Annotated in this window: 11 protein-coding genes; all 11 read right to left on the reverse strand. The window is 47.6% G+C overall.

The features are described from left to right. Positions 1-123: 123 nt before the first annotated feature. The 11 genes from coaE to pyk all read right to left on the reverse strand — a co-directional run bounded on the left by coaE (position 124) and on the right by pyk (position 13,646). Positions 124-717, reverse strand: a complete 594-nt coding sequence (gene coaE, locus ACTTK7_RS02845; protein ID WP_322526535.1) for a dephospho-CoA kinase — start codon at positions 715-717, stop codon at positions 124-126. Then, the gene (gene mutM, locus ACTTK7_RS02850) at positions 690-1,553 is read right to left on the reverse strand and encodes a DNA-formamidopyrimidine glycosylase (RefSeq protein WP_462865604.1); all 864 of its coding nucleotides are present in this window, start codon (positions 1,551-1,553) and stop codon (positions 690-692) included. The genes coaE and mutM overlap by 28 nt, the downstream gene beginning before the upstream one ends. Positions 1,554-1,565: 12 nt before the next feature. Further along, positions 1,566-4,190, reverse strand: coding sequence for a DNA polymerase I (gene polA / locus ACTTK7_RS02855; RefSeq protein WP_462865606.1), 2,625 nt, complete (start codon positions 4,188-4,190; stop codon positions 1,566-1,568). A 263-nt stretch (positions 4,191-4,453) separates the two neighbouring features. Further along, positions 4,454-6,235, reverse strand: coding sequence for a two-component system histidine kinase PnpS (gene pnpS / locus ACTTK7_RS02860; RefSeq protein ID WP_462865608.1), 1,782 nt, complete (start codon positions 6,233-6,235; stop codon positions 4,454-4,456). Next, positions 6,232-6,936, reverse strand: coding sequence for a response regulator transcription factor (locus ACTTK7_RS02865; protein WP_462865610.1), 705 nt, complete (start codon positions 6,934-6,936; stop codon positions 6,232-6,234). Before ACTTK7_RS02865 ends, pnpS begins: the two co-directional genes overlap by 4 nt. A 171-nt stretch (positions 6,937-7,107) precedes the next feature. Then, positions 7,108-8,052, reverse strand: a complete 945-nt coding sequence (gene mdh / locus ACTTK7_RS02870; protein ID WP_462865612.1) for a malate dehydrogenase — start codon at positions 8,050-8,052, stop codon at positions 7,108-7,110. A 29-nt stretch (positions 8,053-8,081) separates the two neighbouring features. Next, positions 8,082-9,350 carry an NADP-dependent isocitrate dehydrogenase gene (icd, locus tag ACTTK7_RS02875; protein ID WP_462865613.1) on the reverse strand — a complete coding sequence of 423 codons (1,269 nt, stop codon included), beginning with the start codon at positions 9,348-9,350 and terminating at the stop codon, positions 8,082-8,084. 122 nt (positions 9,351-9,472) lie between these two features. Next, positions 9,473-10,588, reverse strand: coding sequence for a citrate synthase (gene citZ, locus ACTTK7_RS02880; protein ID WP_462865615.1), 1,116 nt, complete (start codon positions 10,586-10,588; stop codon positions 9,473-9,475). Between the two features lie 237 nt (positions 10,589-10,825). Further along, a complete protein-coding gene (locus tag ACTTK7_RS02885; RefSeq protein WP_022793103.1) occupies positions 10,826-11,299 on the reverse strand; it encodes a DUF441 domain-containing protein in 474 nt (157 codons plus the stop codon). A 108-nt stretch (positions 11,300-11,407) separates the two neighbouring features. Continuing rightward, positions 11,408-11,806 carry an FxsA family protein gene (locus tag ACTTK7_RS02890; protein ID WP_462865617.1) on the reverse strand — a complete coding sequence of 133 codons (399 nt, stop codon included), beginning with the start codon at positions 11,804-11,806 and terminating at the stop codon, positions 11,408-11,410. 85 nt (positions 11,807-11,891) lie between these two features. Then, positions 11,892-13,646, reverse strand: a complete 1,755-nt coding sequence (gene pyk, locus ACTTK7_RS02895; RefSeq protein ID WP_462865618.1) for a pyruvate kinase — start codon at positions 13,644-13,646, stop codon at positions 11,892-11,894. Positions 13,647-13,664 lie beyond the last annotated feature (18 nt).

Raw genomic sequence — 13,664 nt, forward strand, 5'->3', positions numbered from 1 at the left:
GAAATATGTTATGCTTTTATAAGTAAAATCTAAAAATAGTATAACACATTGATAGCGTATTCTTGCAACCTATTTTTAAAAAATAACCACTTTCTTTTACGAAAAGTGGTTATCCAGACGTCTTTATTTTATTTTCCATTGATGGAGCAGCTCGTTTACCTGAGTTTTTGTTTCCTTCTCTGTCCCCGAATTATCGATAACTGCATCTGCCAGGTCTCTTTTTTCTTCGAGGGGCATTTGCGATTTGATTCTCGCGGCCGCATCCTCTTCTCCCCGGCCGTCACGCTCCACGAGCCGCTGTTTTTGTGTTGCTTCATTGACATAAACGACGATAATGCGGTCGACCAGAAAGTTCAAATTGTTTTCGAGCAGAAGCGGAATGTCGAGCACGACATGTTCATTTCCTTCACGTACGAGGTCATCCCGTTTGCTCATCATGCGCTGCCTCACAGCCGGATGAATAATTTGATTAAGCACCTGGCGTTTTTCAGTATCATTAAAAATGACAGAGCCTAATTTTTTTCTGTCGAGCGTTCCATCAAACTGGAGAATTTCCGGGCCGAAGTGCTCAATAATCTGCTCCAGGGCAGGCTCTCCCGGCTCCACCACTTCCCGTGAAATCACATCAGCGTCAATCACAGGAAGGCCCTGCTCCCGCAGAGCGTCTGCCACCAGTGACTTCCCGCTTGCTATTCCGCCTGTAAGGCCGATAACCATTCCGTCCCCTCCTTCGTCTGACAGACTGGACAGTAGTGCGTGCCCCGGCCCGCTACTACAGCCCGCTCGATTTCATGACTGCATACCTTGCACGGCTCACCTTTTCTTCCATATACAAACAGATTTAATTGAAAAGCGCCGGCCTGCCCGTCTCCATTCACATAGGAACGCACCGTGCTTCCTCCCTGTTTTACCGCTTCTTCCATCACTTCCGTTATCTGCTTTCGGAGGATTTCCACCACAGGCTTTCCGAGTCCTGCAGCTGGAGCGTCTGGGAGAATACCTGCCCGGAACAGCGCTTCATCTACATAAATATTGCCAAGCCCTGCAATGATTGACTGGTCGAGCAGCACCGCTTTAATACTGCGCGACGTTTTTTGAAACCGGGTGTGCAGGTAATCAGCGGTAAAAGAAGCGTCACGATAAGGCTCCGCGCCGAGCTGATTCAATGGTTTTTCGTTCCATTCCTCTCCCCGGCTGAATACGTGCATCGTGCCAAATTTACGCACGTCACGATAGCGAAGCTCCGTGCCGTCGGTGAAATGAAAGCGCACATGCGTGTGTTTATCGGGCTCCCCGCCATCACTCCATTCGTAACGTCCTTCCATACGCAAGTGAGAAACAACTGCCAGATCTTCAAGATAAATTACTAAAAATTTTCCTTTACGGTGCACGCGCTCAATTGTCTTTCCCCCAAGCATCATGGAAAAGGCTTCATGGTCATCGGGGCGTTTAATAATATTAGGCCAGTATACTTTCACGGTCTCCACCGTTTTTCCTACGGCCGTGTGTTCCAGATTCCGCCGGACCGTTTCAACTTCCGGTAGTTCAGGCATCGTTCTCTCTCCTTATTTCGCATCATACCATGTCGGACCCTGGGCTACATCTGCTTTTAAAGGCACCGACAGTTCAATTGTCTGCTCCATCAGCTCCGGCACAAGCTCCTGCATGGTTTTCACTTCATTTTCGGGTACTTCAAAGATTAATTCGTCGTGTACCTGCAGCAGCAGGCGGCTGTTCAGACCTTTTTCTTCAAGGGCTCTGCTTACATCCACCATCGCTTTTTTAATAATATCAGCCGCAGTGCCCTGAATAGGAGTATTCATAGCTGTTCTTTCCGCAAAGCTGCGCTGGTTAAAGTTGCGGCTGTTCATGTCGGGCAGGTATCTGCGGCGGTGCAGAAGAGTGGTCACAAATCCGTCGCGCCTCGCTTCATCCTTGATCTCATTCATGTAATTCTGCACGTTGGGATAGCTTTTTAAATAGCTCTCAATAAATTCTTTCGCTTCGTTTCTCGTGATGCCAAGGCTCTGCGAAAGGCCGTAATCCGAAATGCCGTAAACGATTCCGAAGTTTACAGCTTTCGCGCTTCTGCGCATGTTGGATGTCACTTCATCGTGCCCAACGCCAAACACATCCATCGCAGTTTTTGTGTGAATGTCCATATTGTTTTGGAAAGCTTCCTTGAGCCCCTCATCATCTGCAATATGAGCAAGCACCCGAAGTTCAATCTGCGAATAGTCTGCCGATAAAATGGACCACCCGGATTCAGAAGGAATGAAAGCCTTCCGGATACGCCGGCCTTCTTCAAGGCGGATTGGGATGTTCTGCAGATTCGGCTCGGTAGAACTCAGCCGCCCTGTCTGCGTAATCGCCTGGTTGAACATCGTATGGATTTTGCCCGTAGTTGGGTGGATCACCTTTAACAGCCCTTCAATATACGTGGAGCGCAGCTTCGAAATCTGGCGGTACAGCAGCAGACTCGGGATAATTTCATGCTGGTCACTCAACTTTTCGAGCACATCCGCCGACGTGGAATAGCCGGTTTTCGTCTTCTTAACAGCCGGCAGCCCGAGCTCTTCAAACAGAATCGGCCCGAGCTGCTTCGGCGAATTAATGTTAAACTCACGCCCGGCTTGTTTGTAAATTTCCTTTTCAAGCTCTGCGAGACGGCCGTCCAGCTCATCACCGATCACCTCAAGCTGCTGACGGTCCACGCTGATGCCCTGAGTTTCCATCTGTCCGAGTACAAGCGACAGCGGCATTTCCAGCTCCTTAAACAGTTCAAGCTGCTCGTTCTGCTTTAAGTCCTCTTCAATTTTTCCCTGCAGCCGGTAGACGGCTTCACCTTTTCGGATCAGATGCTCTGCCAGTGCTTCTTCCTCCGGCTTTTTGCGTTTTGCGCCTTTGCCGTAAACCGCTTCGTCAGTGTCAACCACCTGCAGATTCCGGCGCTTAGCTATATCAGACACGTGGTGCGAAGATACGGAAGGATCAATTAAATAGGAGGCTATAAGCGTATCATGGGTGATGCCCCGGAGTTCCACGCCTTTCCAGCCGAGAGCCACGACAGCACGCTTTGTATCAAACGTATATTTTTCTTTGGATTCATCTTTAGCCCATTTCTGGAACGCTTTACTCTGCAGCGCATCCTCTGTGGAAATAAAATAACGTCCGGTTTCATTAATAACCGCTATGCCCCAGATACTTCCGTGGTGATAATTTTCTTCCGGCACTTCCACCACCAGGGCAGATGGGGAAACGAGCATATCCTCCTGCACGTCTGTCACATGCCTGTAGGCCAGCTCATCGAAGGTCTGCTGCGCTTCATCAACGTCATCAAATTTGTTTAAGAGCGTTTGAAACTCAAGCTCGCGGAAAAGATCTGTCACTTCTTTTACGTCATATTCCTCATGCTTTAACTGCTGAAGCTCCAAATCAAGCGGCGTGTCCCGGTAAATAACAGCGAGCTCTTTGCTCATTTTCGCCTGATCCTTGTTTTCTTCGAGCCGTTCCTTCATTTTCTTCCCGGAAATTTTATCAATGGATTCCAGCACTTTATCCACGGAGCCATACTCCTGTAAAAGCTTTAATGCAGTTTTTTCCCCAATCCCGGGCACGCCTGGAATATTATCCGAGCTGTCTCCCATAAGCCCCTTCATATCAGTAATCTGCAGAGGTTCAAGGCCGTAACGCTCCTGAATCGCGTCCGGATCGTACAGTTCGGTATTTGTTATTCCTTTTTTGATAAAGGAAACGTGCACGTGAGGGCTGACCAGCTGCAGCAGGTCCCGGTCACCGGTATAGATGCGCACGTCCCAGTTTTCATCCTCGGCCTGTTTCGAGAGGGTGCCGATAATATCATCTGCTTCATAGTTCTCCTTTTCGATATAAGGAACCTTAAAAACGTCCAGCACTTCACGAATGACTGGAAGCTGTTCGGATAACTCAGAAGGAGTTTTTTCCCGGCCGGATTTGTACTCGCTGTAAGTATCGTGGCGGAAGGTTGTTTTTCCGGCATCAAAGGCCACCAGCACGTGGCTTGGCTCCTCATCCTCCAGAATTTTCAAAAGCATGGTTGTAAAGCCGTAAATCGCATTTGTATAAACGCCTTTATCGTTATTTAAAAGAGGCAGGGCAAAAAAAGCCCGGTAAGCAATACTGTTTCCATCCAATAACACTAGTTTACTCAAATCATTGTCCTCCTTATTTCAAAAAGCCAAACCGGCTTCTTATGTACACCATCAATCGGGCTTTCACGTTCATCGTTATATTTTATCATATACCGGGGACAGCGTCAGAATGTCTACCTGAAAAAAAGCATAAAAAAAGAACGAAAGCCAAGGGGTGCTTTCGTTCCAGAGGGGATGCAGCCCGCCGCAAAAACAAGCAGCGGATGAAAACCCGTTCGACCACTATGTTATAGCATAAATGTAAATAGGTCGTTTACCGGAGGTTAAGAATTTGTAAATTCTTCCTCTATGGATTGTCTTTCTCCCGGAAAACGCAGTGTAAATACCGTTCCTGCGTCCCTCGTGCTGTTCACTTCGATACGGCCGCCGTGGGCGTCCGTCAGATGTTTAACAATGGCAAGCCCGAGTCCGGTCCCGCCCGAACCGCGGCTTCTCGCTTTATCAACACGATAGAACCGCTCAAAGATACGCGGCAGCTGCTCGGGACTGATACCGATGCCGTTGTCTTCCACTTCAAGCACTACTTCCTCTGATTCTTTAAACAACCGGATTTGCACTTCCCCGCCTTCTTTTGTGTAAATAATGGCGTTATTGACCAGGTTGATAATAATCTGCTTCAGCCGGGCTTCGTCCCCGTCCATATAAATCCCTGCGTCCACACGCGAAGTAAGCAGCAGGTGCTTATCAATCGCTTTAGGCTCAAGCAGACGGACGGCTTCTGCGGCCGTATTGCTTACATCGAATCGTGCCCGGTTCAATTCAAAATAATCCTGCTCAATTCTTGAAAGCTCCAAAAGATCACTAATTAAATCCTGGAGCCGGTCGCTTTCCTTCCAAATAATATCCAGAAACTGCCTGCTTAGAGCTTCGTCATGCATGGCTCCGTCCAGGAGAGTCTCGGTAAAGCCTTTCACGGAAGTAACCGGCGTTTTTAATTCGTGTGATACGTTCGCGACAAAATCTTTTCGCACTTCTTCGAGCTTTTTCAGCTCTGTAATATCATGCAACACAAGCACAATGCCGCGCAGCTCCTCTTTTTCCCCCAGCACCGGAGCACCGTAGACGTGGAAAAAACGCACTTCAAGTTCATGAAGCATCTGCACAGTAGCACTGGAGCGGCTTTCCGTTAAAAATATCTTCTGGATAAGCTTAATGATTTCTTTCTCGTCCATCGCTTCATAGTACAGCAAATCGAGCCACTGGCTTGTGTCTTCCTTAAAAATACGGGCGCAGTATGCATTCATCAATGTAATCTCGCCGCGGCTGTTTATAAACACCAAGCCGCTCTCCATCGTATTGATCAGCGTTTCAAGCCGTTCCTGCTGCTCCTGGTTTTCCTTTGTCACACTTTCAAGATTAAATGCGAGCACGTTAATCGAACGGGTCAGCTGACCGACTTCATCCTGCGTATTTCCATAAGCCCTGGCGCTGAAATTTCCTTTAGCCAGTTCATTGGCCGTTTTTGTAGCCTGAGTGATTGGTTTTGTCAACTGATTTGTCACTTTTGTGGTAATATATAAAATGATCAGAAGCGCGATACCAAAGCTGCCAATCAATGTTCCCCAGATCAGCCAGTTGGTGGCATTGATTCGTTCGACAGGAATCGCAAGCCTCATATAATAGGTATCGTTTTCATACGAAAATGGCACAGCGTAATAAAGGAGCTCTCCTTCCAGCGTATTGCTGTAACGGATGTTACTTCCCTCTCCGCTTTCGCGGGCGTCCTCTATTTCCGGACGCTCAAAATGATTGTCCAGTTCCTCTGATTCAGCTTCCGTTTCCCCAATAACCTCACCGGTTTCATTCATAATCGTCACGCGGACATCCAGCTGGCTGCTGATATTCTGTGCCAGCGCTTCCCAGCTTTCTTCATCTCGTTCTTCAGCAATCGAGGCAGAAAGGTTGGCCTCTCTTTCCAGACTGTTCTCGAGTTCATCCACGTAAAGAGAACGGACAATCTGCCCGATAATAAGCCCCACGACGGTCAAAACGATTAAAATAATCGCCATCAGAGCTACGATCAGACTGGTACGGAATCGCTTCATGCAGGTGCCGGCTCCTCAAATTTGTAGCCTAAACCGCGGACCGTTTTGATGTATACCGGTTTTTTCGTATTCGGTTCAATTTTTTCACGCAGATGACTGATATGTACATCAACTATTCTCGTATCCCCGACAAATTCGTAATTCCATACAGCATTCAACAGCTGGTCACGTGTGAGCACCCGTCCTTTATGGTTAATTAAGTACACGAGCAGCTCAAATTCCTTCAGCGTCAGCTCAAGCTCTTCTTCCTTCACGTATGCTTCATAATTTTCGGGATACACTGTTAAGTGGCCGATGCTTTTTCTTTCTATTTTTTCCATTTCCTGACCGGAATAGTCCACCCTGCGCATGATCGCCTTGACACGGGCAACCAGCTCGCGAGGACTGAACGGCTTTGTCATATAATCATCGGCTCCCAGTTCAAGACCGAGCACTTTATCAAACTCTTCGTCTTTTGCCGTCAGCATCAAAATTGGAACCTGAATCTTTTCTGTCCGGATTTTCCGGCACACTTCAAGGCCGTCGATCTCTGGAATCATTAGATCGAGCACAATCAAATCGTACTTTACCTCCTGTGCTTTCCGAAGTGCTTCCACGCCGTCGTAAGCTGTATCAACAGTGTATCCCGACTGCTCAAGATTGTATTTTAACAGCGTTACAATGGATTCTTCATCATCTACTACCAATAACCGTGTTGCCATATGAACCCTCCGCCTCTCAGTGCCCCCCTTGGCACTGATTATTTTCCCGAGCTGCTGCATCTGTCACATTCATCATACTATAAGCGAGTCATACAGCTCAATGTTTATCGTTTTTCTCCTGAAGGCATAAAAAAGCTGCCTGTAATCGTACAGGCAGCCTACAGTACTTCTTTAATCGTTCGGTAATGCCTTCATGACATCACGAACAGAATCAGCAGAAGTATTCAATTGATTTTGTTCTTCATCTGTCAGCTCGAGCTCGATAATTTTTTCCAACCCGTTACCGCCAAGAATGGTTGGCACTCCGAGGTAAAGATCATTATATCCATATTCGCCTTCAAGATAAGCAATGGATGGGAGCACTCGCTTTTTATCTTTTAAAATCGCTTCAACCATTTCCGTAAGAGCAGCGGCCGGGGCGTAATAGGCACTTCCATTACCAAGAAGCTGCACAATTTCTCCCCCGCCTTTGCGCGTGCGTTCAATGATTGCGTCAATACGCTCCTGGGATATGAGCTTAGTCAGCGGCACTCCGCCAGCGTTTGAGTAACGGATCAGCGGTACCATGTCATCTCCGTGACCACCAAGAACGAATCCCTGGATGTCCTCAACGGAAATGCCGGTTTCCTGGGCGACAAACGTACGGAAGCGTGCCGTATCGAGCACCCCGGACTGGCCGATAACACGGCTTTTAGGGAAGCCGGATTCTTTATACACCGCATATGTCATTGCATCTGCCGGATTGGTGAGCACGACAATAATGCATTCCGGCGAATGTTTCACCACTTCTTTTGTGACAGATTTCATGATTTTTGCGTTTGTATTAATCAGATCATCCCGGCTCATTCCCGGCTTTCTTGCAATACCTGCTGTGATTACGACAATGTCCGATCCAGCTGTATCAGCGTAATCCGAGGTGCCGGTCACATTAACATCCGAGCCGTTTACCGGAGTCGACTCGAGCATATCGAGTGCTTTTCCTTTTGTCGGTCCTTCATTGTCCGGGACGTCTACAAGCACTACATCCCCAAGCTCTTTCTGGGCAACCATAAGAGCCGTAGTAGCACCTGTGAAGCCGCCACCTATAACTGATACTTTTCTGCGCGTAATAGCCATGCATGCTCATCTCCTATCAATTGATTGGATTACATATTGCTGATTAGAGCGTCACCGAACTCAGAGCACTTCACTTCTTTTGCTCCGTCCATCAGACGGGCGAAGTCATAGGTAACGACTTTGCTTCCGATGGTTTTGTCCATGGATTGAAGCACAAGCTCGGCAGCTTCATTCCAGCCAAGGTGACGAAGCAGCAGTTCTCCGGAAAGAATAACAGAAGAAGGATTTACTTTGTCCAGGCCGGCATATTTTGGCGCTGTGCCGTGTGTAGCCTCGAAAATAGCGTGTCCTGTCTCATAGTTGATGTTGGCGCCCGGAGCGATACCAATGCCGCCAACCTGCGCAGCCAGCGCGTCGGAAACATAGTCTCCGTTTAAGTTCATAGTGGCTACTACATCAAACTCTTTCGGACGTGTCAGAATCTGCTGCAGGAAGATGTCTGCAATAGCATCTTTTACGATGATTTTGCCTTCGCTTACCGCTTTATCCTGAGCAGCGTTTCCTGCTTCCTTGCCTTCTTTTTCTACGATTTCATCGTATTCGCGCCATGTGAAGACTTTATCGCCGAATTCACGCTCTGCAAGGTCGTAGCCCCAGTTTTTGAAGGAGCCTTCGGTAAACTTCATAATATTTCCTTTGTGGACGAGGGTCACGCTTTCACGGCCTTCATCAAGTGCGTATTGAATAGAAGCACGGACGAGGCGCTCAGTACCTTCTCTGGAAACAGGTTTTACGCCGATACCGGATGTTCCAGGGAAACGGATGTTTTCGGAGCCCATTTCATTTTGCAGGAAGTCGATTACTTTTTTCACTTCATCTGTACCTTCCTGGAATTCAATACCGGCATAAATGTCCTCAGTGTTCTCACGGAAAATAACCATGTTAACGTCTTCCGGACGCTTTACCGGGGAAGGTACGCCTGTAAAGTGCTGTACCGGACGCAGGCACGTAAACAGGTCAAGCTTCTGACGCAGTGCTACGTTCAGGGAACGGATGCCTCCACCGATAGGAGTGGTGAGCGGGCCTTTAATAGCGATTAAGTATTCACGGATAGCATCCAGGGATTCTTCCGGGAGCCATTCGCCAGTTTTATCGTAAGCTTTCTGGCCTACAAGAATTTCTTTCCAGTGAATTTTCTTTTCACCGTTATAGGCTTTTTCTACAGCTGCATCCAATACTTTCTCCGCTGCAGCCCAGATGTCCGGGCCAATGCCGTCCCCTTCGATATAAGGAATGATTGGTTCGTTTGGCACCGTTAAATTACCATTATTAGTTTGAATTTTTTCTCCGTTAGACATAAAATAAATCCTCCTTTAATGTGATCAACTTTTCTTTTTACCCGGGCACAAAATTATGCCCGGAACGCTGAATAAGCGGAGCAGGAAAACGAAGCACCGTTTTCCGCTTGTTTAACTCCAGCTTACCGTTCTTCCAGAGAAACATACGTTTTATTTTCCGGACCGACGTATTCTGCACGCGGACGGATTAAACGATTATTTTCATACTGCTCAAGAATATGGGCGATCCATCCGGACGTACGGCTGACTGCAAAAATCGGTGTAAACAAGTCGTGGTCAATGCCGAGACTGTGATACACAGACGCTGAAAAGAAATCCACGTTCGGCAGAAGACCTTTTTCGTTTTCGATTTTTTCTTCAACTTTCATCGACATGTCATACCATTTTGATTCTCCGGTAACTTCTGTCAGCTGACGGGACATCTCGCGCAGGTATTTGGCACGCGGATCGCCATTTTTATATACCCGGTGTCCAAATCCCATAATCTTTTCTTTGTTATCGAGAAGCTTCTGCACATAGCTGTCCACATTATCCGGGGTGCCGATTTCTGTCAGCATTCCCATTACACGCTCATTGGCACCGCCGTGAAGCTCGCCTTTTAATGCGCCGATAGCCGCTGTCACTCCAGAATACATATCCGAAAGCGTGGCTACACAAACACGGGCAGTAAATGTAGATGCATTCAGTTCATGGTCAGCGTGCAGAATCATCGCTTTGTTAAACGCTTTGATCGATGTTTCATCCGGTGCTTCTCCGTTTAGCATATACAAAAAGTTTGCAGAAAAGCTCAGTGCAGGATCAGGCTTAATCGGGTCTTTTCCTTTTCGAACTCTTGCAAAACCTGTAACGAGAGATAAAATTTGTGCCTGCAGTCGCACAGCTTTACGCTGGTTTGCTTCTTCGCTCATGTCATCGGCTTCACTGTCGTACAGACTCAACTGCGAAACTGCAGTACGAAGAGCAGCCATAGGGCGCACTTTATCGACCGGATACTGTTTCATGTATTCAAAAATTTCATCCGGTACACTCATATTATCCATGAGCGACTGACGGAAATTATTATATTCTTCTTTGGTTGGAAGCTCCCCGTACCAAAGTAGATAAATAACTTCTTCAAAAGATGCATTTTCTGTAAGGTCATCAATATGATAACCCTGGTATCTCAATACATCATCAACAATGGAGCTGACACTGGAAGTAGTAGCTACAACGCCTTCTAAACCACGAGTTGAACTCATTACACAATCTCTCCTTTAATTCAAAAAGTATAGCGTATGTACTGAAGAAGGAAAATGCTTACATTTTCCTTTTAATAAAACATACGCTTCGAAAACAGAACGGTTGGTCTGTTTTTGACATAAAAGCCCAATTGCACTGCCACTTTTTGGAGGTATAGCGCATTCAATTGTGTACACAATAATGACTTTTACCCTGTGGGGGGCAGCCGGAGACACCTCCGGCTGTTATCCAGCCGCCTATCCGCCGAGAGAGGAAAACCACTCCACGGCTCTCATCGCAATATAAGCGATGCCGGCCCCGATAAGAGGCCCGACGGCAATACCGTTAAACAGAGCTACTGCTAAAATGGTGCCAAGCACAAGCGCAGTAGTGATATGCGGATCTGTTTGAAGCAGCTCTACACCACCCTTGGCAATAAGCGCAACCAGTATGCCCGAGGCGAGCGCAATCCATGCATAATAGGAACGAACTGCTTCACCAAGCTGGCGAAAGCCAATATCCCCGGTAGCAATGGGGACCAGAACCGCAAATGTCAAAATAGTAACAGCAATTTCAATGCCTTTTGCCTGCATAAACGGAAATATTTTATCGCCCAGTCCTGTCCATTTTATAACGATTAAAGCAGCGACAGCTATGATTAATGACTGGTTTTTTGCGAAAATCCCCACCGCAAGCAGTATAAGTAAAAAAACTGAGGCTTGCGATAACAATGCATGGTCATCCTTCCAAATTAAACGCTCCTAATAATCCTACCACATTTGACAATTTCATGTCATGTACGCCCGGAAAGTTTTCAGAAGTTTCAATCGGGAGCAGGCTCACCACCTGCGCCCCATCACTCTTATATTCCCATTATCCACCATTTTTTTAAACCATTTCTTTAAAACGGCTTTCATTCCTCTTCTCGACCACGGAATTAACAGGCTGAAACCGAGAGCGTCTGTGATAAATCCCGGGGTGAGCAGAAGCGTACCGCCAACAAGAATACAGACGCCATCCAGAACAATATCTCCAGGCACCTCTCCCCGCTGCGTCTGCATCTGCAGCGTACGGAACACCTGCAGGCCTTCCCGTTTCGCAAGCCAGGCACCAAGCAGTCCGGTCGCAATAATGAGTGCAATTGTCGGCCATATGCCAATCGTGTTACCGGATAATATTAATACACCTACTTCTGCGGCCGGTACAATAATCAGCAGTAATAAAAACCATTTAGCCATCTGCCCGCCCCCTTTCATTTAAAATTTTATCCAGATCCCTGCCTCGTTTCAGAATTTCGGTTATATAGATAGTGCCCAGAACTCCTTACAGTACACTTGCATGTCCGCGGTAAATGTCACCTCTTGAAGCGTCGACTGTAATTTCCTCACCGTCTTCAAACAAGCTTCTGGCTTCTTCAACCCCCACTACTACAGGGATACCCAGATTCAATCCTACAACAGCAGCGTGGGAGGTTAAGCCGCCTTCTTCTGTCACCACAGCCAGCGCTTTTTCCACAGCCGGCATCATATCTTTATCCGTTGCCTGGGTGACGAGTACTGCGCCCTCTGTCATTTTGGCATTTGCTTCTTCTGCACTTCCTGCTACCACGACTCGGCCTGATGCAGTGTAACGGCCGATACCCTGGCCTTTTGCAACCGTTTCACCGATCACGTGGACCTTCATCAGATTAGTCGTTCCTGTTTCACCTACAGGCACTCCGGCAGAGATAACCACAAGATCTCCACGGCTGACAAGTTCTTCCGACAGCGCTTTGCTTACGGTAACATCAAGCATTTCATCGGTAGTGCTCGATTTTGTGCCAAGCAGCCCCTGAACGCCCCAAATTAAAGCGAGCCGGCGATAGACACGCTCATTACTTGTAACTGCAATGATCGGTGACTCCGGACGGTATTTTGAAACAATGCGTGCAGTATACCCGCTTTCGGTGGCGGTCAGAATCGCCGAAGCATTCAATGAATGGGCGGTATAGGCAACCGACTGCCCGATGGAGTTGGTAATGGAAGGCTTGCTTTCTTTTGTTTTTTCATCAAGCGTATTGCGATACTGCAGCGAGGATTCTGCTCTCAGCGCGATGTTGCTCATCGTTTCCACGGACTCCACTGGATAGTCCCCGGCCGCGGTTTCCCCGGAAAGCATGATAGCGTCTGTACCATCGAAAATGGCATTCGCCACATCACTTGCTTCAGCGCGGGTTGGACGCGGGTTGTGCTGCATGGAGTCAAGCATCTGTGTAGCTGTAATGACTGGCTTCGCCAGGAAGTTACAGCGTTTAATCAGACGCTTTTGTACGAGCGGTACTTCTTCTGGTGGAATTTCAACGCCCATATCCCCGCGCGCCACCATCAATCCGTCGGACACTTCAAGAATTTCCTCAACGTTGTCGATGCCTTCCTGGTTTTCAATTTTCGGCACAATGAACGTATCCTCTGCTCCGTGTTTTTCCAGGAGCTCCCGGATTTCCAAAACATCAGAGGCCCGGCGCACAAACGAAGCGGCAATAAAATCGACGTTGTTTCTGATCCCGAATTCGATGTCATCCGCATCTTTTTCTGTGATACCTGGCAAATTGACCTTCACATTCGGAAGGTTAACGCCTTTTTTGTTCTTCAGTTCACCGTTGTTCAGCACCTTCGTATGAACTTCCTTGTCCTCAATACCGGTAACTTCGAGCTCAATCAGTCCATCATCGAGAAGGATTTTTTTGCCGACTTCCATATCGTCTGTCAGGCCATCGTGGGTGACAGAGATTTTTTCAGTTGTCCCTACGACTTCTTCTGTGCTGATGATGAGTGACTGCCCTTTTTCAAGCTGGATGGAGCCGCCTTCCATCGTATGAGTCCGTACTTCCGGACCCTTTGTGTCCAGCAGAATAGCAACGTTTTTTTTCAAACGGGCAGAAACTTCGCGTATGCTGTCAATCCGGGCCTGATGCTCAGCAAAGTCTCCGTGGGAAAAGTTAAGTCTCGCTACATTCATGCCATTTTCAATTAATTTCTCCAGCGTTTCCGGCGCTTCACTTGCCGGTCCTATCGTACATACAATTTTTGTTTTTCGCATGATTTTCCTCCTGTTCTC

The sequence above is a fragment of the Marinococcus tarijensis genome, assembly GCF_054971385.1.